The sequence below is a fragment of the Streptococcus dentasini genome (assembly GCF_053206945.1).
This window is the reverse complement of the sequence record NZ_JBRUHS010000007.1, coordinates 96,937-122,128: the sequence shown is the minus strand read 5'-3', so window position 1 is coordinate 122,128 and position 25,192 is coordinate 96,937. Positions and strand designations below refer to the sequence as shown.

The following is a 25,192-nucleotide window of genomic DNA, read 5'->3' as shown; positions in this document are numbered from 1 at the left end:
ACGAGGACTGGTTTCATGCTTGGATTACTACTTAGAACGACATGCGTTAAAAGTTAATTGAACCGCCGTGTGCCGAACGGCACGCACGGTGGTGTGAGAGGGGCTAGTGATTAGCCTCTACTCGATTTTAAACAAAAGGCCTTAAATATCTGATGGGAGTCTTGCCTACTAGAGAAATTATAAAGCCAAAGAAGGTTGACTGTCCTCTTTACTTAGAAAAGGATCAACATTTTTTCTTTATCTTGAAAAAGCGGGAGATTAAGGGTAAAATAAAGAGAACTATACTAGGTTAGAAGTGGGCGCGATATGAAAGCAATTAAAGAATTTAAAAATAAAAAAGTGCTGGTTCTGGGGTTGGCCCGTTCAGGTGAAGCGGCTGCCCGTCTTTTATCAAAACTGGGTGCTATTGTGACGGTGAATGATGGTAAGCCTTTTGAGGAAAATCCGTCAGCCCAAGCGCTGCTGGAAGAAGGAATTAAGGTTATTTGTGGTTCTCATCCTATAGAACTTTTAGATGAGGACTTTGCCTGTATGGTAAAAAATCCAGGTATCCCTTATGATAATGCTATGGTTGCTAAAGCCTTGGAGAAGGGAATTCCTGTCTATACAGAAGTTGAACTAGCCTATCGTATTTCTGAAAGTCCAATTATTGGTATTACAGGCTCCAACGGTAAAACAACAACAACGACGATGATTGCAGATGTTCTTAATAATGGCGGCCTATCCGGTCTATTGTCTGGTAATATTGGCTACCCAGCTTCTGAAGTTGCCCAGTCAGCTACCACAGAGGATATACTTGTTATGGAGCTGTCTTCTTTTCAGTTGATGGGAATAGAGAATTTTCATCCTCACATAGCAGTTATTACCAATCTTATGCCAACTCATCTTGATTATCATGGCTCCTTTGAGGCTTATGTTGCGGCTAAGTGGAATCTTCAAAAAAATATGACGGCAGATGATTATTTAGTGCTTAATTTTAATCAAGATTTGGCTAAGGATTTAGCTACCAAGACTGCCGCAGACATCGTACCCTTTTCAACACAAGAAGTTGTAGATGGCGCCTATCTGCTCGATGGTCAGCTTTATTTCAAGGGGGAGGCCGTTATGGCGGCAGATGAATTGGGAGTGCCCGGCAGTCATAATATTGAAAATGCTCTGGCGACAATTGCTGTTGCTAAGCTATCGGGGATTTCTAATCAAGCTATTGTTGAGACTTTGTCGCAGTTTGGGGGTGTTAAGCATCGTCTGCAATCTCTAGGGCAGGTCGATGGTGTAGCCTTCTACAACGATAGTAAATCAACTAATATTTTAGCTACTCAAAAAGCTCTGTCTGGCTTTGCTAATGGTAAGGTTATCCTCATTGCCGGTGGTTTGGATCGTGGAAACGAATTTGATGATCTAGTGCCTGACATTGAAGGACTTAAAAAGATGGTTATTCTAGGTGAGTCAGCTCACCGTCTCAAACGAGCCGCTGATAAGGCTGGGGTCTCTTATATTGATGCTCAGGATGTTAAGGAAGCAGCGGGGTTGGCCTTTGAAGAAGCTGATGAGGGAGACACTGTTCTCCTTAGTCCTGCCAATGCTAGCTGGGATATGTATAAAAACTTTGAAGTCCGTGGTGACGAGTTTATCGCTGCTTTTGAAGCACTCCAAGGAGAATAGGCATGGCTAAAAGGATAGTTTTTACTGGCGGTGGGACGGTCGGTCATGTGACCTTGAATCTAATTTTGATTCCTAAGTTTTTAAAAGATGGCTGGGAAGTTCACTATATTGGTGATAAACATGGTATTGAGCATGAGCAGTTAAAACAATCAGGCTTTGACGTGACCTTTCACAGTATCGCAACCGGAAAATTGCGTCGGTATTTTTCTTTTCAAAATATGCTGGATATTTTCAAGGTTGGCTGGGGTGTTCTGCAGTCGTTAGCCATTATTGCTAGGATTAGGCCACAAGCTCTTTTTTCTAAGGGAGGTTTTGTTTCTGTCCCGCCGGTTGTAGCCGCTAAGTTGCTAGGTGTGCCTGTTTTTGTGCATGAGTCAGACTTATCCATGGGCTTGGCCAACCGCATTGCTTATAAATTTGCGACAAAAATGTACACAACCTTTGAATTGGGAACATCTTTAAGCAAGGCACAGCATGTCGGTGCCATTACTAAGGTTGTAATAAAGAAGGCTGCTGCAAAAATTTCGGAAGAACCTGCTGAAATTGCTGCTATCAAGGCTCAGTTTGACTCACAGCTAAAGACCCTCCTGTTTATTGGCGGTTCGGCTGGTGCTAAGGTCTTCAATGATTTTATTAGTCACAATCCTGATTTACTGAGAGATTATAATGTTATTAATATTTCAGGCGATAAGAGCCTCAATAGCCTGGGCAAGAATCTCTATCGTGTAGATTATGTCACAGATCTTTATCAACCCCTGATGGATATGGCAGATGTTGTTATTACGAGGGGTGGTTCTAATACCATTTTTGAGCTCTTGGCCATGCGTAAACTGCAGATCATTGTACCCTTGAGCAAGGAAGCTAGTCGGGGTGATCAATTGGAAAATGCTGCTTATTTCGAGAAAAAGGGCTATGCCCAGCAGCTGGCTGAGTCAGACTTGACCTTAGATGAGCTTGAATCCAAGTTAGATCATCTTTGGGAAGAAAAAGATAGGTATCTGGCAGCTATGGCGGCAACAGAAGAATTGAAATCACCGGATGAATTTTACAAACTTTTAAGTGCTGCTATTATCCAGAAGAAATAGGAGGGAGACCTTGGCTAAAAAACCAACGAATGATTCCTCGAAAGGGGAAGAGAAAAACGGGCTGACGGAGTGGCAGAAACGCAATCTGGACTTTCTAAAGCAAAAAGAAAAAGAAAAGAAAGAGCAAGAAAAACTGCGTAAGGAACTGCAAGCACAAAAGCGAGCACGCCTGCAAGCAAAATCTACTGGTAAAAAGGAGCTTGACGAGAAAAAAAGGGAATCTGAGTCTGCTACCCAGTCTAAATCTGCTAAGACCTTTTCAAAAAAAACAAAGATAAAGCCAGTTAAGAAAAAATCGCAAAAGAAGGCAGTTGTCAAGTCGAAACCTAAAACTAACCCTCTTTCGACTAAGTTTAAGCGGCGAATGACTAGCGTCTTAGTGCCTGCTATTCTGGGGATAATCTTCTCACTTTATCTGATGACTCCAGCCAGTAAAATTAAGCAGGTTACCGTTGATGGGGCTAATAGAACAGACAGTCAAACTGTGGTTAAAGCTTCTGGATTAGCAGATGACTCCTATACCTTCTCAACGATTTTTAACCGTTCTGAATTGGCCCGCTCTATTGAGAAAAATGATGTCTGGGTTAAATCAGCCAAAGTAGATTACCACTTTCCTTTTACTTTCACCATTAAGGTAAAAGAACATAATATTGTAGCCTATGCCCAAACTGACCAAGGCTATGAGCCTATTTTAGAAAGTGGGACCCGTCTCAACAGTCTTGAGGCTAATGACTTACCTGAACAGTTTACAACGATCAACCTTGAAAATGGTAAGTACTTATCTAGTCTGATTAAAAAGTTAACCAAAATGGACCGAAACCTGATTTCAGAGATTAAGGTGATTAGCTTAGCAGGTTCGAAAACGACTTCTGACTTGTTGAAATTAGATATGCAGGATGGCAATATTGTTTATGTTCCCTTGTCGCAGATTGATAAGAAGCTGCCATACTATGATAAAATTAAGGATAATCTGAAGGACAACCATGTTGTCGATATGGAGGTCGGTATCTTTGCTACTAGTGATGAGGGTGATGACTCTAATCAGGAAGGTGAGACATCTGAAAGTTCGTCGGCAGATGATGCGGTCCCTGAAACTGACCCTAACCAAGACAATCAGCCTGAAGCTGAAAGTTCTGATAGTAATACAAATGAAGCAGCCAACTCAGAGCAGTAGGCTGCTTTTAAAAACTATAAGCTATGTTGTGTTTCAAGTGGAAGGAAGTGATAAAACTCTCTTTTTTTTCTGTTAGGTTAAATGATTTGAGCTTGAATAAAAGTTGGCTTCTTCTTTTTTATAAGGAGGTTTTGTCTACTTAGGCACAAGTTTTTAGAGAAGAGCGGATGACTCCCTTTTTTCTAGGTCTATAGGCCAGTTAGGTAGCTGAAAATAGGAATAACAAAATCAACAACTAGGCCGATAATGACCACAGCGATAGCAGCCATGGCTCCTTCCAGTTCTCCTAGCTCTAGAGCAAATGCCGCTCCAACGGTATGGCCTGAGGTGCCCAGCCCTAAGCCGACGCCAATTTCACTTTTATCGAGGCGGAAGAATTTAACGAGTTTTTTACCTAAAGCGTAAATAATAACGGCGTTGAGAATACAAGCCATGGCGGTAACAGCTGAATTACCTCCAATGGCACTAGCGATAGGAAGGGCGATAGCTGTTGTTGCAGCTTGTGGCAGCATAGAAGCAGTGCTGACATGACTGAGCCCAATCATTTTAGAAATGCTAACAATGAGCATTAAAGAAATAACCATGCCTAATGTTAAGCTGGTGAGAATTTCCAACCAGTATTTTTTAATGGTGGCATTCTTCTTATAAAGCGGTACAGCAAAAGCGATAGTGGCTGGATTGAGGAACCAGAAAATCAAATCACCGCCGGGCTTATAGGCTTGGATGTAGAGGGTTTTAGCATCGGTACCCAGTCCTTTAGCCAGTAAAATCAAGAGAATAATACCGGCAACCATAGCAAAGAAAAGGGGCTGCAAGAGAAAGAATCCCTTGCTTTTCTTGAAGAGATACTGACCGATGGTATAGAGAATCAGTGAGAAGCAAATACCGAAAATAGGTGTTTTCAATAGTTCCATTTTATTTACCCTCTACTTCCTTTGCAAATTTTTTCAATGTATGAAAATGAAGTTTTTCTGCTAATTTAGCTAGACTGACTTGTCTTAGAGATAGAATAACACGAGTAACATAAGTGACGATGACCAACATGGCAACTGTTGACAATCCAATGACCAGTATTAACTGTAAGCCTTCTGCCTGAAGAATATTGAGATTGGCAGCGATAGAGATGCCTGATGGAACGAACATAAAACCAATCATACTGATAAGGAGAGAACCTAATGAGTCTACCCATTCTACCTTGATGAGGTGGCTGCTGAGTAGAGCATACATCAAGATAAGCCCGATAACTGTAGCTGGAATGGGCAAGGCTTTGGGCAGCAGCTCCGAGATGATTTGAGAAACCAAAAGGATAGCTGTATAGATAGACATTTGGATAAACATAGGTGCTGATTTAGTTTGGTGGGACTCAGTTGCTTTTTTCATGATGCAGATAGCTCCTTTTTTTATTGAACGGCTTTATTATATAAAATTTTTTGGTAAGCGTTTTCAACCCTAAGCCCGGTTGCAAAAAAAAGAAGCTGAAATGCAATTTTCAACTTCTCAACGACAACACATCTTTGTATTGATAGGTAACTTTTATAGGGTAAGGTGGTTGTTTAATGCTTTTAAATAGGAGCGTCCAACAGGGAATTTGTCACCATTGGTCATGACTAGCAGAAGGGTGTGATTAAACCAAGGCTGGATTTCTTTAATCATTTCAAGATTGACAATGGTATTGCGATGAATTTGCAAAAGATTGGGAGAAACCGCCCGCTTTTTAAACCAATTGAGGGGCTTTTTGACAGTATAACTGCTATCTTTAGTACTGACGGTTAGCTCACCATCTTCAACGCTGGCGGCAACGACATCGGCTAGTTTTAAAACGACACTGCGGTCGGCTAGTGTCAAGGTCAGTAATTCAACACTTTTTTGTGATTTGGCAGTATCTGTCTCAGGGGTGTTTAGTTTCTGAATTTTTTGTACCTTGGCTAGGGCCTTGTCAACGCGTTGCTGCTCAAAGGGTTTTAGGATATAATCTACAGCATTGCTGTCAAAGGCCTGAACAGCATAGTCGTCGTAGGCGGTGGCAAAAACAACAAGAGGCGGCTGGGCCAGTTGTTCTAATTGATTGGCTAGAGTAAAACCATTCTCCTCACTGAGGGAGATATCCAGAAAAATCAAATCAATTGCCTGACGAAAGAGAATTTTTTCTGCTGAGCTAATATCTTCTGCCTCAAAAATTTCTGGCTGAGCAATCTGCTGGCTGTTCTGGATTAAAAAGTTTAATTCCTGCCTGGCTAGTTGTTCGTCATCAAGAATCAGAATTTTCATGCTTATCATCTCCGGTATTGATATTATTAGGAATAGTGTACCAGACAGTGGTTCCCTCAGAGTCACTGTCAAAATGCAGGCGGCTGACACTGCCGTAAAGAAGGTTAAGGCGATTGTTAAGATTGACTAAGGCAGTTCCCGAACCTGTACTTTCTGAGACAATTTCTTGACCTAGCTTATCAATGATGGCAGAAGAAATCCCTGTCCCATTATCCCTGACAACTATTTTATAACTGCCTTGCTCATCTGTTATCGTAATAAGGATACGGTTATTGGTTTTGCGGTCTTTAAAAGCATGGCGAACAGCGTTTTCGACTAAAACCTGAAGTCCAAAAGGAGGAAGAGTCATGGATTCTGGGACTGTAATGTTATAGTCTAACTGGTACTTGTCAGGAAAACGGAGCTTTTCAATATTCATATAAGCATCGACATGGGATTTTTCCTGTTCTAGGGTTACTTCACGATCTTGACCGCCTTGTAGGCTGGTTCTAAAAAAGGTGCTCAGCTGCATGAGGGCATAGCGTGCCTTGCTGGTATCAATACGGATTAGGGCACTGATGGTATTGATGGCATTGAAGAAAAAGTGGGGATTAATTTGAGCTTGAAGGGCTTTAATTTCAGCGATGCTAGCGAGCTTATTCTGCTCCTCAGCAATGCCTATGGCCAGCTGTCCTGAGAAGATCTGTGCTAAACCCAGAGCTAAGTTCTCTTCTACCTCTGTTATCTGTTTATCACCAGCAAAGTACATTTTCAGGGCTCCAACAGTCCTAGTGTTGATTTTGAGTGGAACGACAATAGCTGAATTGAGAAGGCAGCTTTTGTCAGGGCAGGAAATGGCTGATTTATCAAGAGCAGTCTGAGATTCTCCACTTAAGATAACACTTTTAGAGAGGTCGGTTTTAACGGGCTGTCCAGCAATATGGTGATCCTGCCCTATTCCTATGTGGGCTAGAACATTGGTGCGATCTGTCAGACCTACGGCATCAAAATTGGTATGGGCTTTGATAATGGTGCAGACCTTAGCTGCTGATTGCTGACTCAGCCCCTGTCGGAGATAGGGCAGGGTTTGCCGTGTTAAATCTAGGACATCCCGTGTCTGGACAGCCCGTAGCTGCTGTTCATTAGAAAGATAAGTCTTGAGGATAGCCAGAAATAGGGTCGATCCCAGACAATTGAGCAGCATCATCGGGATGACGATTAATTTGACCAGATCCCAACCTGTAAAAAATCCAACAAAGAGCATCTGGATAGACTCTGCCAACAAGCTGATAAAAATAACTTGAGCAGTCGAGGGGTAGAGCTTTTTACCTCTTAGATAATCGCCAATGCGACCACTGAGATAACCGACTAGAGAAGAACTGACAATATAAAAGGCACCGGAAAAATTTCCTTGGAGGAAGCGATGAATACCTCCGATAAAACCTACCACCGTACCGACTAGAGGTCCCCCTACTAGACTGGCGGTAGTGATGACTAGTGTTCTGGTATTAGCCAATGAATCTGAATGAGAAATAGAAGTGAGGATCGGTCTTTCAACCAAGCTTCGATCTCCTCTGATTTCGATTCCCGTCATATTGGAGATAATGACAAAAATACCAAAGATGATCATCAAGTCAATTGTTTCACGCTTGGATCGTTCACCAATTAGCTGCCGAAAGTAACTGTTATTGACAAGTAAGAAGGCTAGAATCATAATAATTCCCAGCCTTTGGAAAAGCAGAATCATTAACATAGCGAGAGCCTCCCATAGCTGCCTGCTGTATGACTATCCCTAGTATCTGCCTCAAAGAGCCTATTTGGCTAAATAAGGATAGATAGCTTGGTAGTCTGTGATAATTTTATCAGCTGCACTTAAATCTTGGAGTGGATAATCAGGATTGGCAAAACCAAAGCAGTACATTCCAGCTGCTTTGGCGGCCAGACTGCCATTTTTAGTATCTTCGATAACGGTGCAGTCGGCGGGATTGACCTTTAAAAGTTGAGCTGCTTTTAAAAAGACGTCGGGAGCTGGTTTTGAATGCGGCACTGCTTCACCAGTCACCATGTAATCAAAACAGTCTGCCAACTCTAACTCTGTCAGCGCATACTGAATATCACCTAAGGGGGAGGATGATGCAACAGCTAAACGGTAATCATGATCGTAAAGCCAGTGTATTAACTGCTGGGCACCCTTGATGGGACGAACACCATCGCGTGCTATCATTTCAGAACGCCGTTTATTCATTTCTGCAATGTAATCCGATACAGATTTAGGCAGTTGAAATTCGTCCTTCATTTTTTGCCACATGAATTCAAAGGTGGTCCCCATATACTGATATTGGTAACTTTCATCGGTATCAATTCCATGATCCCTCAGGATCTGCGTTTTAGTCTGCAAAAAAGTATACTCTGAGTCAACAATAACACCGTCCATATCGAAGATAATAATTTTTTTCATGGCTTCCTCCTCAATCTTGTGCCTCTATTGTAAACGTTATCTTTTACATTTTCAACCAGAAGATAGCCAGCCTGTTTCTTTGAGTATGAATAAGGAAAATGCAAAAAAGCTATTAAAATTCAGTGGCATTAAGCTTTGAGGTTAGTTTGCAGGGGAACGAGAATTTTAAATCTAATTTGAAAATCTCTCCATCTTTCGCTATAATAGGACGTTGTTAGCTCGGCCTTTGGCCGGCTTGTAATAAATATAAGAATAGAGTTTGAAGTAGCAAGGGCTGGGCTTGCCCTACTATTTCAAATAATAAAGGAAGCAAGATGACACTTCAAGATGCAATTAAAAGACGGCGAACCTTTGCGATTATCTCTCACCCAGACGCAGGTAAGACAACCATTACTGAGCAGCTACTCTATTTTGGGGGTGAAATCCGCGAAGCGGGTACCGTCAAGGGAAAAAAGACTGGAACCTTTGCCAAGTCAGACTGGATGGATATTGAGAAACAGCGTGGAATTTCTGTAACATCCTCGGTTATGCAGTTTGACTATGCTGGCAAGCGTGTCAACATCCTAGATACACCGGGGCACGAAGATTTCTCTGAAGATACCTATCGGACCTTGATGGCGGTGGATGCAGCTGTCATGGTAGTCGATTCTGCTAAGGGGATTGAGGCGCAGACCAAGAAACTTTTTGAGGTCGTAAAGCATCGTGGTATCCCCGTTTTTACTTTTATCAATAAGTTGGATCGTGATGGGCGAGAACCCTTAGACCTCTTGGAAGAATTAGAGGATGTCCTAGGTATCGCCAGCTATCCTATGAACTGGCCAATCGGTATGGGCCGATCCTTTGAGGGACTCTACGATCTTCACAACCAGCGATTGGAGCTCTACAAGGGTGATGAGCGCTTTGCTGAAATTTCAGATGGAGATACCCTCTTTGCCAGCAATCCCTTCTACGAACAAGCTAAGGAAGATATCGAGCTTCTGACTGAGGCCGGTAATGAATTTTCAGAAGAAGCCATTTTGGCGGGTGAGCTGACTCCCGTTTTCTTTGGTTCGGCTTTGACAAACTTTGGGGTACAGACCTTTCTTGATACCTTTTTAGAATTTGCCCCAGAACCACATGGCCACCAAACGACGGATGACCGTGTGATCGATCCTTTGGATAAGGATTTTTCCGGTTTTGTTTTTAAAATTCAAGCCAATATGGATCCCCGCCATCGCGACCGTATTGCCTTTGTGCGTATCGTTTCTGGTGAGTTTGAGAGAGGTATGTCAGTCAACTTAACGCGGATGGGTAAGGGGGCTAAATTGTCCAATGTTACCCAATTTATGGCCGAATCACGGGAAAACGTGGAAAATGCTGTTGCTGGTGACATAATTGGCGTTTACGATACGGGGACTTATCAAGTTGGTGATACTCTTACCGTCGGCAAGAATAAGTTCGAATTTGAGCCGCTGCCAACCTTTACACCCGAACTCTTTATGAAGGTTTCAGCCAAGAATGTCATGAAGCAGAAGTCCTTCCATAAAGGCATTGAGCAGCTGGTGCAAGAGGGAGCTATCCAGCTCTATACCAATTATCAAACCGGTGAATATATGCTGGGAGCTGTCGGTCAGCTTCAATTTGAAGTTTTTAAGCATCGTATGGAAGGTGAATACAATGCTGAAGTGGTCATGACCCCGATGGGCAGTAAAACGGTGCGATGGATTAAGCCTGACGACTTGGATGAGCGTATGTCGTCCAGCCGTAATATTCTTGCCAAGGATCGTTTCGATCAACCCGTTTTCCTCTTTGAGAATGATTTTGCCCTGCGTTGGTTTGCAGATAAGTATCCAGATGTGGAGTTAGAAGAGAAGATGTAATTATGTGTGGAAGCTACCTTCAAGGGTAGCTTTTTATATGGGGTTCTTAGATTAGGCAGATATTTAAGATTATCACCTTAAAAATCTCATTAATTAGTGATAAAACAGAAAAATTATTGATAAATATAGGTTTTGTAAGCAATTTGTTGTAGAGATGACAGTTTTTTTATATGAAAATTATGTTACAATAACGTAAACTATCATTAAGGAGAAATGTCTATGTCATTGGAAAAAAAAGAATATTTCAGTTTTCGTAAATTGAAATTTGGGCTGGCTTCTGTCGCCGTTGCAGCTTCTTTAACGGGGGCAGCCAGCGCTGCTCAAGCTGATGAAGCGGATTATCAGGAGGCTCAATCAGGCAGTCAAGGGCAGACAGCTGTCAATCAGCTGTCTGAGTCAGAGGAGCACACTCAAGTAAAAGAGCAGGTAACAGCTGCTCCCACTGCAGTAGCGCCTTCAGAAGGACAAGATCAAGAACTTGCTTCCAGTCAGGAAGATGGAGCTGTTAGTAGCGAAGTTCAAGCAACTGAAACATCAGAAAATACCAGCACAGCTGTCAGTCAATCGCTGGATTCTGAGTCGGTAGAGTTACAGACAGAAGCGGCGGTGTCTCGCATGCCAGCCCTTAGCCCAGAAGTCGCAAAATTAGCTTTTAGGCAGGCTGATGTTGCTAAGACGCGCTATCGTAACACTTTTGTTGATGATGGTCAGGGGAATTGGTACTATCTAGATAACGAGGGCAGTAATGTCACAGGCAGCCAAACGATTCAGGGCAAGGAAATGTATTTTGCCCAAGATGGTAAGCAAATCAAGGGACAAGAAGTTACTATTGACAATAAGGTTTATTACTACGATGCCGATAGCGGTGAGAAGTGGTTCAATCGCTTCCGTATGGGTAGTGATGTCCAGACTTGGTTCTACTATGGAAATGATGGTGCCCGCGTGTCAGGAGCTCAATCTATCAATGGCCAGAATCTTTATTTTGATCCTGATACTGGTAAGCAAGCCAAGGGTATTTTTGCGGTTGATAAGGATGGTAAAAACCACTACTATGATAGAAACAGCGGTAATCGTGTAGAAAATCGTTTTCTCCAAGTCGCTGATAAGTGGTATTATCTGGGATCGGATGGTGTTCCTCTGACCGGAGCGCAGACGATCAATGGCCAAGAACTTTACTTTAACGCTGACGGCAGTCAAGTCAAGGGGGATTTTGCAGAGTTTGGTGGTGCTAAGCACTACTATGAGGCAGGTTCAGGAGATTTAGTCAAAAACACCACCCGGGTGATTGATGGTGTTACTTATGACTTTAATCATCAAGGGGAAGCAGTGGCTCTCAATCAGATTGAGACAGTTAAAGCCAGTATTGTTATCAGCAGCTATGAATTCGGTCCCAGTGTGTCAAAGGTGATCCTGCAGTTTAATCAACCAGTGACTCCTGCGGTTATCCACAATGAGGCGACTGTTACTACTGCAGGGCTTGAACGTAAAATTCTCAATTCTTATGTATCCGATGCAGAAGGCCATGTCGTCTATTTTGATAGTAGCAACTATGTGACCTTGGAGCTGGATGTTCCTTATAACACAGCAGATAGCAGTAAGAATGCCTCGCCATTCACTTTTGATCTTGCTGCCTTCCGTAATAACTGGGTTGGCAGTTACATAGTTAAGGTTGATAATTTACAAGTAGAGGCTGATGGTTCGGATAAGCGTCAGACCGTAAATTCTGAACAAGATGCCATTAATAATCGTCTCTTACCCGATACTGATCGCTTTTCAGAACGCGGTAAACTCAGTCAATATCAGTATGCTGCCTACCAGCCTGAGCAGGCCAAAGCTGGTGAAAAAAATCCACTTATCGTCTGGTTGCATGGTGTTGGGGAGGTTGGTACAGATGTGAATATTCCTCTTTTAGCGAGCAATGCTGTTAAGCTAACTGAAGATTCTATCCAAGATCACTTTACATCAACAGGTAGGGGGAAGCAGAAAGGAGCTTACGTTCTTGTGCTGCAAACGCCAACGCCTTGGAACAAGGACGACACATCCAGTTTGATGGCAGCGATTCGTTCTTATGTAGCTGCGCATCCTGATGTTGACAGCCGGCGTATTTACCTATCCGGGGTCTCCAATGGTGGGGGGATGACCTTAGATATGGGGGTAGCCTATCCAAATTACTTTGCTGCTCTAGTACCAATTGCTGCTCCTTATGATGACTATCTTAGCAATAACAATGAAACGATTAGTGCTACGGCTATCAGCGCTTTGAGAAATCAACCCATGTGGCTGATTCATACGCGGGCAGATGATACTGTTGACCCTGATACTAATGTTTTGCCTTTCTATAAAGACTTGCTTAAAGCAGGTGCACAAAATAAATGGCTCTCTTACTTTGAGAGTAATGTCGGTCAATTTAATCCTAACATTACCTACAATGGTCACTGGTCCTGGGTTTACTTCCTGAATGATCAGGTTACTGGTGTTCAAAATACGGATAATGCTAAAAACTGGGATGGTTTATCTGGAATGGTAGCGACTAATGCTACTCACGGTGGTGATGGTCAAGCTGTCGTAAATGATCGATCTTACGGCAATGTCTTTGATTGGCTCAATGCTCAGGTGAGACGCCGTCGGTAATCCTCTATAAAAAGAAAGATCTCAGATGTCTTATCTGGGATCTTTTTGTATGATGAATTGTCACATTAAGTGCACATTTTTTCCCTAGAACACTTCATAAGGAGTTTTCCAGCCTAGGCATTTTCGTGGTCTGTTGTTTAACTTATCCTCCCATTCCTGAATGATTAAGGGGTGTGCTTCTGTTAAATCACTTCCTTTTGGGAAGTATTCCTGTAATAGTCTGTTTGTATTCTCATTTGTTCCACATTGCAAGGCGCATGAGTTAGGGAAATAAACCTCAACACTAAGCTTATAGGTGAGTTCATGATGTCTTGAGAATTCCTTTTTAAGCAGGCTTTAAGTGCATACAACTATTCTTTGAAATCTTTCAGGCCTTGTTTGTAAAAATAACCGCCTATGATACAGCTAATATCTGCGATAAAACCAAAGGAGATATTGACGGGGAGAGCAATGATAAAGAGGGTATGAGCTGCCGATGGAATGTTATTTTGTCCAGAATATTTTCTCTTAGCCAGAAGACCATAGATGAAGGTGACAATTTTTATTATGAGACTGATAAAAGCAAACACTAGATAGGTGAGTCCTGCTAGAGCTTCATCATCGGAAGTCGTTGACTGAATGGCCATATAGGAAAAAATGCTCCATTTTAACAGTCTTAAAACTAGAGCTAATCCCCCTCCATATAAGCCTAATTTAGCATTAATACTGGCTAAGTTATTCGATTCCATGTCTTTCTCCTTAGATACTTATCTTTGCTTGATTCAGTCTATCAGAGAGAAGCAGCTAATGCAAATTAAGTTGCGATGACAAAAGTTAAGCTGAAGTAGAATGGATAAACCAGCATCTGAGCATTGAACATTCATCACCTAAAAAGGCTCTGTAATTTCTGATGGGGATTTACCCACCGCAGGAATTACAGAGCCCAATAAATAGCAAGGGAAAACAAGGAAAATTGATAGCCTTACAATGATTGATTTTATTTTTCCTTTTGACAAGCGTTTTTTGGCTAAACAACAGCAGAGAAGGGGGATTATCTATTATGAGTCAGGTTTTGAAAAAAGTAGATTTTAAGAAAGCGCTATTAGGAGCCGTTGAACTCAATGTTTAAGAGTCTTAAGGCACGATCGAAGTAACTATCGTCATTAGCGATGTCATCTCTATCCTCTCTATACAGTTTTAAGTCGTCGGTAATAATACCTTGGATAGGACTCTGAAGGAATTGCATCATCAGGCTGTCTTGGTTGATAGTCCAAATATAGAGCTGTTTTCTTTGTTGGGCAGCTGACAGGAGAGTGATATCGTTGTAAGAAAATTCCTCTAAGGCATAAAAATCAACCTGATAATCGGGAATTGGTCCTAATTGCAGGGAAATAAGATAACCGGTATCAGCCTGAGGCAGTTTAGTTTCAAGGTTTTCAATCAGCTGACGGTCCAGTGACATAATCTTGTTGTTTTTTGTGATATGCAGCTGTTTGGCCTCCTTGATAAAAGCATCAAGGAAGACTTGAGGGTTATGGTTGTAAGGCTTGAGTTCAATAGCAATTTTTTGGTGATCTTGCTGGGCTGCTGTCATAAAATCTTTAAAGGAAGCGATATGACTGGTATAGCCGTTTTGGTGAGTTTTAAGACTAGTGACTTCGGCTAAGGTCATGTCAGAAATATTTTTATTAATCCCTGTCAGCCGTTTGATGTTTTCATCATGACTGACGACAAACTGATGATCTTTGGTCATAACGACATCCATCTCCGAATAATCAGCTCCAGCCTTGTGAGCAGCTTGCATAGCAGGGATGGAGTTCTCAACGGCACGACTGACATCCCCACGATGGGCAACCATTTGGGGATGATTCGTATTCTGTAGGAGATATAAAGAGAGGCCGTTGGAGGCAATCCAAATTATTAGACTTAGTATAAAGATGGGCCGAGACCATTTAGGAATTGCTGTCCTGCCTTCCCTTTTAGTAGGTGAAGCTGTTGATAACAGCGCATTACTCAGGAAGAGCTGCTGTACTAGAGTGATGATAATGGCATATTTTAAGGCGGTATGAAGGACAAATGTCAGGCTCCTCATCAAGCTGTAGAAAAAAGTTTCAATGACAAGATTTTGTCCATCTGGATCCAGAAGTGTAAAGAAGGGGATGCTGATACCGTAGAGCAGAGCTAAGAGTGTACTAGTTCCAAATGTATAGATACCAACTAGGCTTAAAAGCTTTATTTGCTGATTTTTAGTAAGCAACCAACTATCTCTTAGCGCTTGACTGGGCTTGTGACTACTTAAGGTATAAAGAGGCAGAAAGTAGATAAATCGCAGATTTAAGTAGGCTACCAGCCCAAGCATCGCCCAGTAGAAAGCCTTACCTGTTTGTGTTTTAACCAGTTCTTCTGAAATAAAGTTAGGAATTTTAAAGTGTTCAAGGGGGGTTGAATTTAGTCCAAGATTAGCAATAGGGACCATGAGTAAAAGATAGCAGAGGAAAATCAACAACTGAGGCCCAAGGAGCTGATGGAGTTTATAGGGAAGTTCTTTCAGGCGCTGCTTTAGGGAAGGTCCCTGATAGGTATTGGCGACTGTCGCTGTTAAAATGGCAAATTCTAAATAGATCATGCTGGCCAAAAGTAGCAAGTAGATAAATAGAAAACTGAGGGCTAGTGGGTGTGCAAAAAGATCCGGCAGATCATCAGGGCTGAGACCGGTTATCCCGGCAAAAAGCAGAATACGGTTAAAGACAAAGGCCAGAATTCCCTTAGCGACATAAGCTAAGCCAATCTGGAGCACAATGCTGGTCAAGATGTAAGTCCAGATATAGGTATGCAAATTTTTCCCTACCTCTTTTAATAAAGATCGCAGCGACAAGATAAATCCTCCTTCTCTTAGAATACAAAACTGATTTGATAAATAATCTGGTTGACAGTTAGAGATTGAAAAATAGGGTCAAAGCAGCAATAGATCAAGAAAAAAACAACTGCTGACTATCCTTGGGTACAAACACAGATAAGTTTATACGGTTCAACCGTGGCTGTGAGATCCTGGGCTTAGCCCCTATCTGTAAGTTCAAGATTGCCTGAAATGGCGGCAAGGACTCATACGCTCGCTCAGTTGGCCGAGGCAACCAGCAGACGCAATCTATCCAGTCGTATTGTGACCTTATTCAAAAGCGATCAAATTAGTTCAATTTTTAAAAAGCTATTGATTTATAGATAGTTTTAAGATTATTGTAACATAATCTTGGTTCAGGTTTGATTTATTTTATGACGTAAGTCTGGACAATTTAAGGCTAGGCGGACTATTAGAAATGACCTAGCTTTGAGCCAAACCATTTGTAATAATTACCCATCAAATACAGTCATAGATTTCTCTAATTCTTGTGACAGATGGCTTCGTTTATGCGCTTGGTAATCAGGATTATTTTTGACGAGATTATAGCGTTTGGAGAGATTCCAAGTCCCCGTAGGGTTGAGTTCAGGATGGTTGGATACAAAGTCGATCGTCAAATCCCATTCGCGGATATAGCCCAGAGGTCTTGAATGATAGGTGACGCCATCAATAGCAGTATCACCGTAGGAGCGATGAGCATGACCAAAAACGACATCTGCAACCCCGTAAGCTGAGAAGAGCTGGTGAAATTTCTGACTACCTAGAAAAGCATTAAATGGCATAAAGCGCTCATGGGTCATAGTGAACCGGCTATGGGGGACAAAATGCATGGCAATAATCAGCCGGCTGGTATCTAATTTATTTAGCTGCTCTTCTAATTTTGTCAAAATGCGCTCCGTAATTTGAGCATCACCTAAGGAGCGATTCAGTCTGCGGTCAAACCAAAATGTTTTCTTGCGTCGTATAATTTGGTCAATGGGCTCAGGTGAGAGGGAGTAGTCATACCAACCATGAAAGGCTAAAAGCTGCCGCTGTCCCAAGTTGTAAACTTGGAAATCCAAAGTCTCGATTTCTGTATCGGATAAGTCTAGCATATCGTGATTTCCTAAATTATAGGTTACTTCAAAATCCTGAGCTAGACTGTTTAGGAAGGGAAGAGAGACCTCTGTGTGGTGGTTGGAAATATCACCGGCGATATGAAGGTGGTCGATTTTTTTATCTATCAAGGTTGTGCGAAGAGTTCTTATTTCAAACTCGCTGAATCGGTTAAGATCGATGTGGAGGTCGCTCATAATTGCTAGTTTTGTCATGGGTCTATTGTAACAGAAAAATGCTTTCCGGTGTTAGCTATTTAGTCTGGGAGCCAGATCGTCGAGTCTCATTTTTGTAGTAGCAAATAGCAGAAGTAACAATACAACACATGGCAAATTTAAGGGCTTTGTGGTAAAATACTAAGGATACTAAGTAGATAGGAGAAACCTAATGGAAGTGGCTGAAATCCGTCAAAAAATAGTAGAAAATCAAGAGAAGTTGACTAGCTTCAGGAGGTCTCTTTGACCTCGATCGTCTAGAAGAAGACATCGCTTTGTTGGAAAACAAGATGACAGAGCCAGATTTCTGGGATGATAATATCGCTGCTCAAAAAACTTCACAGGAGCTCAATGAACTTAAGCAAAAATACGATACTTTTAGGCAAATGGAAGAGCTAGCAGAGGAGTCCGATCTTTATTTAGAAATGCTGGAGGAAGACAGCAGTGTTCAGGAAGAATTGGAAGAAACGCTTGAAAAATTAGATCGGATGATGACCAGTTACGAGATGGCCTTGCTCTTGTCCGAACCTTACGATAATAATAATGCTATCTTAGAAATTCATCCGGGTTCAGGGGGGACCGAGGCTCAGGACTGGGGAGATATGCTGCTGCGCATGTATCAGCGTTATGGCAATGCCAAGGGATTTAAGGTTGAAACCTTAGATTATCAGGCTGGTGATGAAGCCGGTATTAAATCAGTAACCCTCTCTTTTGAAGGTCCTAATGCTTACGGCCTGCTTAAGTCGGAAATGGGGGTTCACCGCCTAGTTCGGATATCGCCTTTTGATTCAGCTAAACGTCGCCACACCTCCTTTACATCGGTTGAAGTCATGCCGGAATTGGATGACAGTATAGAGATAGAGGTGCGTGAAGATGACATTAAAATGGATACCTTCCGTTCAGGTGGTGCTGGTGGACAAAATGTTAACAAGGTTTCGACGGGTGTTCGTTTGACCCATCTCCCAACGGGCATTGTTGTGGCATCGACGGTAGACCGTACCCAGTATGGTAATCGTGATCGAGCAATGAAGATGCTCCAATCTAAGCTCTATCAATTGGAACAGGAGAAAAAAGCGCAAGAAGTTTCTGCTCTCAAGGGTGACAAGAAAGAAATTACTTGGGGCAGTCAAATTCGCTCCTATGTCTTTACCCCTTACACGATGGTCAAGGATCACCGTACCGGTTATGAGGTTGCTCAGGTTGATCGGGTTATGGATGGCGATCTTGATGGCTTCGTTGATGCCTATCTCAAATGGCGGATAGAAGAATAAGATAGATTCAGAAAGGAAAACTATGGCACTTATTGAATTAAAAAGAGTCTCTAAGAAATATGATCGCGGTGCTGCGGCCCTGCGGGATATTTCGCTGAATATCCGACAGGGAGAGTTTGTTTACCTAGTTGGTCCCTCAGGAGCAGGAAAATCTAGCTTGATTCGCCTGCTCTACCGCGAAGAGCCTGTTAGCCGTGGTTCGATCAAGGTTGGGCAGTTCCACCTCAATAAAATCAAAAAGAGACAGATTCCTATCCTGCGTCGTTCCATCGGTGTGGTCTTTCAGGATTACAAATTACTTAACCACAAGACGGTTTATGAAAATGTGGCGTTTGCGATGGAAGTTATTGGTGAAAAGCCCCGCATTATTCAAAAACGGGTTAAGGAGGTTCTCAGACTAGTAGGGCTGAAACACAAAGAACGTTCTTTCCCTAAGCAGCTGTCTGGTGGTGAGCAGCAGCGCGTCGCAATTGCGCGTGCACTGGTCAACAATCCGCGAGTTTTAATTGCGGACGAGCCAACTGGTAACTTAGATCCAGAAATTTCTGAGGAGATTATGACCCTTTTAGAACGTATCAATGAACAAGGAACAACGATCTTGATGGCAACTCACAATAGTACAGTTGTCAATACTCATAAGCATCGTGTTCTAGCCTTGGAAGAAGGTAAGATTGTCCGTGACGAAGAGAAAGGGGAGTACGGTTACAATGATTAGTAGTTTTTTCCGCCACTTAAAAGAATCCTTTGTTAGCCTGAGGCGGCAGGGATGGATGACCTTTGCGGCTGTGTCATCTGTAACCATCACTCTGGCTTTGGTTGGACTTTTTGCCGCTGTCTTGCTCAATATTAACAAATTGGGGAACGATGTCGAAAATAATCTGACAATCAATGTTTACATGGAAACCAATGTTTTTGATGGGCATCAGACAAACTCTGATGGCAGCAATAATGATAGTTATCATACTATTTATAATCAGATTCAGGCTATTGATGGTGTCAAATCTATTAAGTTCTCCGATCGGAATGAGCAGCTGAAAAATCTGCAGGATGAATATGGGGAAGCTTGGTCTTACGATGAAACCAACAACCCTCTCTACGATGCGTATTTAGTTAAAGTTGATTCAGCGGATGACATGAAAAAGATCTCCGAGGAGATTAAAAAAATTGAAGGCGTTAATGATGCTAATTACGGCGGTGTTGATACCGAACAATTAACTGCGGTAGTCGGTCGTATTCGAACTTGGGGAACGGCTGGTACAGTACTTTTGGTGTTAGTAGCGATCTTCCTAATTTCTAATACTATTCGCATTACTATTATGTCTCGTAAAGATGACATTGTCATTATGCGCTTGGTCGGTGCTAAGAATTCTTATATCCGAACACCCTTCTTCTTTGAGGGAGCTTGGATCGGTATTCTAGGAGCGATTGTACCGGCCGTGGTTGTTTATTTCCTTTATAAAGCAAGCTTAAATGGTATTGGGCCATCTTTGGCAGCTGAAAACCTTGGCCTTTACCCAGCTGACCCCTTCCTTTACTATCTGGTGGGGAGCCTGTTTTTAATCGGTATTGTTATTGGTTCTATCGGATCCATGATTTCTATCAGTCGTTACCTTAGAGCCTAAGGCAGCAAAGTTAAATTAGGTTTGGATCGGTTCAATTTAGTGAGTATAATCATAAAGGTGTTATGATTTCAGTGTGTCATTATCACAGTTAATAGTTGAACAGAGAGTGGGGCTCAATCAGTAATCGTGGCAAAATCACGATTTTGATTGTCCTCGCTCTCCTATTTTAAGGCTCAGGCCTCTGCCACTTTCCTGTTTTTAGATGGCAGACTTTGGCAGTCTATCCCCAAACTGTTGGAGCTATCACTTGGATGGTTGTTAAACAGTCCACTGGACTGTTTAAGGGGGTGCCTAAGATAGGGAAGCGCCCTAAGATAAGGGACCCCCAATCAGCAGTGGTTCATTGGTGCTAAAGCACCTAATGAACTGTGCAGGGGTAAGACTTCTTGGCATAGCCAACAAGTCTTACTCCCAACCACTGCGTTGATCTGATAAATCTAGAGTATCTACTAAGAGTCTGGACTTTTGTCACAGACTCTTTTTCTTACGGTTTCCAGTCAGTTTTTCTCAGAGAGAAAAACAAGAGAACCACCACCTTAGTTGGTGGCTGATTATACAGTTGACATATATAGTTTAACTGTATATATTATCACTATAAAGTTTAACTGTATAGTTGAACGATATAATATTAGAAAGGACAAAACATGAGGCGCAATAAGGATCTTCCCTTGACGGAAACGACTTATTATATTTTATTGGCTCTATTTGAACCGGCTCATGGCTATGCCATCATGCAGAAGGTTGATGAGATGAGTGATGGCGATGTTTGGATAGCTGCTGGGACAATGTATGGTGCTATTGAAAATCTTCTCAAACTACAATGGATTCAATCAGTTCCAAGTAATGATAAACGTCGGAAAGTCTATCAAATAACTTCAGCTGGTAGAGAAATACTGGAATTAGAGATCCAGCGATTGAAAAAAATGGTGACCATAGCAAATAATTTGGATAAAAAATAATATACAGGGAGGATTTAGAAAGGGGCAAATTATGAAGAAATATCGTGTATTCTTTTATAATTTAAAACAAGAGGAAGAATGGATAAATGCTATTCAAAAAGGTGGCTATCGTCTCACTGCGGTAAATCCATTACTTTTTAGATACACCTTTGAAAAGTTACATGAAGAAGACTTCGTTAAACCAGTCAGGTTAGACTTTAGGAGTAAAATGACGAGCGAGGATTTTCAGGAATACTTGACCCTGTTTAATGACAGTGGGTGGAAATTCATTTACGGTGATAAGTGGGCAGGAAAAAATATTTTTTAAAGATACAAACAAATGCTCAGGATAGTAGTAATAATATTTTTTCAGATAAAGAGTCTAAAAGAGCTCTACAAAAGAGGATAATATCTAACCTAGGTGGCTTAGCGCTATTTTTCTTCCTATTAGCACTTACGGAATTTATCAGCAAGGCCAACAATGATTTTTTGTTTTCCTTTATAAACGTGAAAGAACAGTATTTAACCCCTGGTCTGTGGCAGCTAAGGGGGACCCTCCTTCTGGTTTTCTTTCTTATTTGAAACACCATTTGTTATCCTTTTTAGGACCCCAACGCTTGCTATTATTTATCTTTTAATTTCATTAGGCTATGTAAAGGTCTGTCTCAGTAGCTACAAGCAGTATCGCGGTTAAGGAAAATTGACTTCTGCCAAATCGTGATTCTTTAATCTCTAACCTTATAGATTGCATGATTGTATATTGGTATCTTATGTCTGTTTCTGCCGCTTTTGTTTTCTTATTTAGAAATACTGAGATTCATGTGATGAGGCCTATCGTGACTAAGTTTGACAGGAAATTTGTAATTCAGGGTAGTACCTTGTTTTGTTGGTTTTCAATTGTCATATTTCGGTTTAAAAACCCAGTTAACCCTACTTTTCTCCCTATTCGTTTGAGACGGTTTGATTCCCATTTTAGAAAGAAGGATTAGATTTTCAAAGTTTTCGGGCTCTAGAAGTTACTGTTACTTGTATTTTATGACCTACTCTTTTTGAAAATCTATTTCAGGAATTTTCAAAAAACTCTTTTCTTATGTGGTAAATAGGAGTATAATATGGTCATATTACTTTTAGCGGGCATAATGTGCTGACTCCAAATCTATTGAAAATACTTATATTTTTTGCAGGTTTGATAGAGTTAGATTAAGTCTCGTAGTTTAAGGAGGGAAAGCCTATGAAGAAGAGCTTCATTCATCAACAGCAGGAGATTTCTTTTGTGAAAAATACCTTCACTCAGTATTTGATTGATAAGCTTGATATCGTCGAAGTACAAGGGCCTATTTTGAGCCGAGTCGGAGATGGTATGCAAGATAATTTGAGTGGGGTGGAAAATCCTGTGCGTGTGAATGTCCTCAAAATTCCTGACGAGACTTATGAAGTTGTTCATTCTCTAGCCAAATGGAAACGTCATACTTTGGCGCGCTTTGGTTTCAATGAAGGTGAGGGGCTCTTTGTTCATATGAAGGCTCTGCGTCCCGATGAAGATTCTTTGGATCAAATCCATTCCGTCTATGTTGATCAATGGGATTGGGAGAAGGTTATTCCTGATGGTCGTCGCAATATTGTTTATCTCAAAGAAACCGTTGAGCAAGTCTACAAGGCTATTCGCCTGACTGAGTTGGCCGTTGAAGCACGTTTTGATATTGACGCTGTATTGCCTAAGAAGATTACCTTTGTTCACACTGAGGAATTGGTTGAAAAATACCCTGATTTGACGCCCAAAGAACGTGAGGATGCCATTACCAAGGAGTACGGTGCCGTCTTCTTAATTGGTATCGGCGGGGAGCTAGCAGATGGTAAGCCGCATGACGGCCGCGCACCAGACTATGATGACTGGACATCTGAGTCAGAAGAGGGTTACCACGGCTTAAATGGTGATATTTTAGTTTGGAATGAGGCGCTTGGGCATGCCTTTGAACTTTCGTCTATGGGAATCCGGGTGGATGAGGAAGCGCTTAAACGCCAGGTTGAGATTACCGGCGATCAAAAGCGGCTGCAATTGGAGTGGCATAAATCTCTGCTTAATGGTCTCTTTCCATTAACTATTGGCGGCGGTATTGGACAATCGCGTATGGCTATGTATCTTTTGCGCAAAAAGCATATCGGTGAAGTCCAATCCAGTGTTTGGCCAGATCAGGTACGTGAAGAATTTGATAATATTTTGTAGACCATAAAAGCAAGCGGGCTGGGCAGGCCTGTTTGTTTTTTTATAAATGTTATAATAAGAAACAGAACCATTTTCCATGCTCATACCCTTTAAAACTCAAAATAATGGGTCTTTGTACTTTTGAATATAATATGGTTTCTCGGTAAAGCTCAACTTAGGAATTAAAAAGCAATATTAGTAAAACAGAAAAAGACTGAAGCTTGGGGCTTTGTCAGCCTCTCTAAATTCCTTTGGAGTGTTTTACGGCTTAGCGACATGAAGTTTGGTTAGTCGATTTTACTAACCAAACGGAGTTAGTGGGAGAGGTAGCCAATTCACCATAGTGATTGGCGTTTGTTATCAAGTGCAAAGCACTTAGATAACAAGCCTCTGCCGTACCTTGATAATTGAACCCGCCTACACTCCTGTGGAATTAGATAAATGTCGCTTGATTCTTAATGAATCGTCACTCCATTTCCTAAATTCCTTTGGAGTGCTTAACGGCTTAGTGTCTTGGTAATCGAACCCGCCTATGACTCTGTGAAATTAGACTCGCCTTCTTAGAATCTTTGGAGATTCTTCGTCCGGCTCCCTAAATTTCTTTGAGTCGCTTAACGGCTTAGTATCTTAATAATTGAACACGGGCTAAAAGCTCGGGATTTAGATAAGCTTCCTTGTGTGCCAGCACACAGCGTCACCTTCCTAAAATCCTAGTCGCTTTTGACGCCCTTTGTATCTTAGTAAAGGAGAAAAAATGGCATTTGAAGATGAATTTTTTAGGCGTAAAACTCCTGATGAGCACAAATTGATAGCATATGGTTTTTATCAGACGCAGACAGGTTATTCTTATGCTGCTGATATTATGGAAGGGGATTTTGAGGCTCAGATTAATATAGCAAGGAATGGTCGTGTGAGTGGCTGCCTGATTGATAAAGACTTGGGTGAGGAATATACAGCTATTCACGTAACTGCGGGTGTGGGTCATTACGTTGGTCAGGTTCGAGAGGTTTACGGTGCGCTCTTAGAGGATATTGCACAAGCCTGTTTTGATGAGCATCCTTTTGATTTTCCGCAGTCCAATCGCTTAGCCCATCATCTAGCGATAAAATTTGGTGACCAATTTGACTATCCCTTTGCTAAATATCCTCAATATGCTGCCTTTCGTCATCCTGCTAATCAAAAATGGTATGCCTTACTTTTCCCCCTTGCATTTGGGAAATTGATTAAAGACGATAATCGTTTAGCTGAAAGAGATTTAGAGCGTCAGGTAGAGGTGATTAATATTAAGATTGCCAAAGAGCGTTTATCTGATTTGCTGCAGATAAATGGTATTTATTCTAGCTATCACATGAATAAGCAATCGTGGATTTCTATTGTTTTGGATGACAGCTTATCAGATAATCTTATATTTGAACTCGTAGAACAGAGCCGATCTTTGGTTGGACCTAAAGGCTATAAATCAATAAGCGGTCCCGACTACTGGCTGATTCCTGCTAATCCTAAATATTATGATATTGATGCAGAGTTTGCGGCTAGTGATAGGATTAAATGGACGCAGAAGGCGCAGATTCAAAAGGGAGACTGGGTCTTTATTTATATGACTGCCCCTATAAAGGCAGTGCGCTATGCCTGCCGTGTGTTAGAGACTTATATTCCTAATGAAAGTTACCGCGATCGGTCGGACATTAAGGCCTTGATGGAAATTGAGAGGGTTAAGACTTTTGAAGATTGGGAACTGCCTATGGATCTGCTTAAAGAACAAGGAGTTAAAACGGTTCGCGGTCCCAGACGCATGACTAAGGAGCTAATTGACTTTGTTGTCAATCAGCTAAAAGACTAGGATACTTTGTTGGCGGC

General features: G+C 41.7%; 19 protein-coding genes and 3 pseudogenes. 13 read left to right on the top strand and 9 right to left on the bottom strand.

Annotated elements, in window-relative coordinates; genetic code table 11:
- The first annotated feature begins 306 nt into the window (after positions 1–306).
- The 3 genes from murD to ACVR1G_RS06820 are packed head-to-tail and all read left to right on the top strand — an operon-like array spanning position 307 to position 3,921.
- Entirely contained in the window at positions 307–1,662 is a 1,356-nt protein-coding gene (gene murD, locus ACVR1G_RS06830; protein ID WP_447452437.1) for a UDP-N-acetylmuramoyl-L-alanine--D-glutamate ligase, read from the top strand.
- 2 nt (positions 1,663–1,664) lie between these two features.
- Entirely contained in the window at positions 1,665–2,747 is a 1,083-nt protein-coding gene (locus tag ACVR1G_RS06825) for a UDP-N-acetylglucosamine--N-acetylmuramyl-(pentapeptide) pyrophosphoryl-undecaprenol N-acetylglucosamine transferase (RefSeq protein WP_447452436.1), read from the top strand.
- Positions 2,748–2,757: 10 nt separating this feature from the next.
- The gene (locus ACVR1G_RS06820; RefSeq protein ID WP_447452435.1) at positions 2,758–3,921 is read left to right on the top strand and encodes a cell division protein FtsQ/DivIB; all 1,164 of its coding nucleotides are present in this window, start codon (positions 2,758–2,760) and stop codon (positions 3,919–3,921) included.
- A 188-nt stretch (positions 3,922–4,109) separates the two neighbouring features.
- Here ACVR1G_RS06820 and lrgB read toward each other — a convergent pair whose 3' ends face one another.
- From lrgB to ACVR1G_RS06795, 5 genes are all read right to left on the bottom strand, one after another.
- A complete protein-coding gene (lrgB, locus tag ACVR1G_RS06815) occupies positions 4,110–4,835 on the bottom strand; it encodes an antiholin-like protein LrgB (RefSeq protein WP_447452434.1) in 726 nt (241 codons plus the stop codon).
- Position 4,836: 1 nt separating this feature from the next.
- Entirely contained in the window at positions 4,837–5,301 is a 465-nt protein-coding gene (locus ACVR1G_RS06810) for a CidA/LrgA family protein (protein ID WP_447452433.1), read from the bottom strand.
- A gap of 153 nt (positions 5,302–5,454) precedes the next feature.
- Positions 5,455–6,189, bottom strand: a complete 735-nt coding sequence (locus ACVR1G_RS06805) for a LytR/AlgR family response regulator transcription factor (protein WP_447452432.1) — start codon at positions 6,187–6,189, stop codon at positions 5,455–5,457.
- Complete coding sequence (locus ACVR1G_RS06800) at positions 6,170–7,921, bottom strand: LytS/YhcK type 5TM receptor domain-containing protein (RefSeq protein ID WP_447452431.1); 1,752 nt, start codon at positions 7,919–7,921, stop codon at positions 6,170–6,172. Before ACVR1G_RS06800 ends, ACVR1G_RS06805 begins: the two co-directional genes overlap by 20 nt.
- 60 nt (positions 7,922–7,981) lie before the next feature.
- Complete coding sequence (locus tag ACVR1G_RS06795) at positions 7,982–8,626, bottom strand: HAD family hydrolase (RefSeq protein ID WP_447452430.1); 645 nt, start codon at positions 8,624–8,626, stop codon at positions 7,982–7,984.
- A gap of 314 nt (positions 8,627–8,940) precedes the next feature.
- Between ACVR1G_RS06795 and ACVR1G_RS06790 the strand changes: the two genes are divergently transcribed.
- The 3 genes and pseudogenes from ACVR1G_RS06790 to ACVR1G_RS06780 form a co-directional block, all read left to right on the top strand.
- Positions 8,941–10,485, top strand: a complete 1,545-nt coding sequence (locus ACVR1G_RS06790; protein WP_447452429.1) for a peptide chain release factor 3 — start codon at positions 8,941–8,943, stop codon at positions 10,483–10,485.
- Between the two features lie 219 nt (positions 10,486–10,704).
- Positions 10,705–10,825, top strand: a pseudogene (locus ACVR1G_RS06785) (YSIRK-type signal peptide-containing protein); the annotation flags it as partial.
- A gap of 344 nt (positions 10,826–11,169) precedes the next feature.
- Positions 11,170–13,116 (top strand): annotated as a pseudogene (locus ACVR1G_RS06780) (PHB depolymerase family esterase); the annotation flags it as partial.
- An 84-nt stretch (positions 13,117–13,200) separates the two neighbouring features.
- Here ACVR1G_RS06780 and ACVR1G_RS06775 read toward each other — a convergent pair.
- The 4 genes and pseudogenes from ACVR1G_RS06775 to ACVR1G_RS06760 form a co-directional block, all read right to left on the bottom strand.
- Positions 13,201–13,440 (bottom strand): annotated as a pseudogene (locus ACVR1G_RS06775) (transposase); the annotation flags it as partial.
- 26 nt (positions 13,441–13,466) lie between these two features.
- Positions 13,467–13,844 (bottom strand): hypothetical protein, encoded by a 378-nt coding sequence (locus ACVR1G_RS06770; RefSeq protein WP_447452428.1) that lies wholly within the window; start codon positions 13,842–13,844, stop codon positions 13,467–13,469.
- Positions 13,845–14,197: 353 nt separating this feature from the next.
- The gene (locus ACVR1G_RS06765) at positions 14,198–15,973 is read right to left on the bottom strand and encodes a glycerophosphodiester phosphodiesterase (RefSeq protein ID WP_447452441.1); all 1,776 of its coding nucleotides are present in this window, start codon (positions 15,971–15,973) and stop codon (positions 14,198–14,200) included.
- A 470-nt stretch (positions 15,974–16,443) separates the two neighbouring features.
- Entirely contained in the window at positions 16,444–17,301 is an 858-nt protein-coding gene (locus ACVR1G_RS06760) for a metallophosphoesterase (RefSeq protein ID WP_447452427.1), read from the bottom strand.
- Between the two features lie 172 nt (positions 17,302–17,473).
- Here ACVR1G_RS06760 and prfB point away from each other — a divergent pair.
- The 7 genes from prfB (at position 17,474) to ACVR1G_RS06725 (ending at position 25,175) form a co-directional block, all read left to right on the top strand.
- A protein-coding gene (gene prfB / locus ACVR1G_RS06755; protein WP_447452426.1) for a peptide chain release factor 2 occupies positions 17,474–18,572 on the top strand; the annotation gives its coding sequence in 2 pieces (ribosomal slippage) (positions 17,474–17,545 and positions 17,547–18,572; 1,098 coding nt in all).
- Between the two features lie 22 nt (positions 18,573–18,594).
- On the top strand, positions 18,595–19,287 hold the full coding sequence (gene ftsE / locus ACVR1G_RS06750) for a cell division ATP-binding protein FtsE (RefSeq protein ID WP_447452425.1): 693 nt from the start codon (positions 18,595–18,597) through the stop codon (positions 19,285–19,287).
- Positions 19,280–20,194, top strand: a complete 915-nt coding sequence (gene ftsX / locus ACVR1G_RS06745; RefSeq protein WP_447452424.1) for a permease-like cell division protein FtsX — start codon at positions 19,280–19,282, stop codon at positions 20,192–20,194. The genes ftsE and ftsX overlap by 8 nt, the downstream gene beginning before the upstream one ends.
- Positions 20,195–20,838: 644 nt before the next feature.
- Positions 20,839–21,153, top strand: coding sequence for a PadR family transcriptional regulator (locus ACVR1G_RS06740; RefSeq protein WP_447452423.1), 315 nt, complete (start codon positions 20,839–20,841; stop codon positions 21,151–21,153).
- 31 nt (positions 21,154–21,184) lie between these two features.
- Entirely contained in the window at positions 21,185–21,460 is a 276-nt protein-coding gene (locus tag ACVR1G_RS06735; RefSeq protein WP_447452422.1) for a DUF2812 domain-containing protein, read from the top strand.
- Positions 21,461–22,363: 903 nt separating this feature from the next.
- Positions 22,364–23,356, top strand: a complete 993-nt coding sequence (gene asnA, locus ACVR1G_RS06730) for an aspartate--ammonia ligase (protein WP_447452421.1) — start codon at positions 22,364–22,366, stop codon at positions 23,354–23,356.
- 733 nt (positions 23,357–24,089) lie between these two features.
- Positions 24,090–25,175, top strand: a complete 1,086-nt coding sequence (locus ACVR1G_RS06725; protein ID WP_447452420.1) for an MmcQ/YjbR family DNA-binding protein — start codon at positions 24,090–24,092, stop codon at positions 25,173–25,175.
- Positions 25,176–25,192 lie beyond the last annotated feature (17 nt).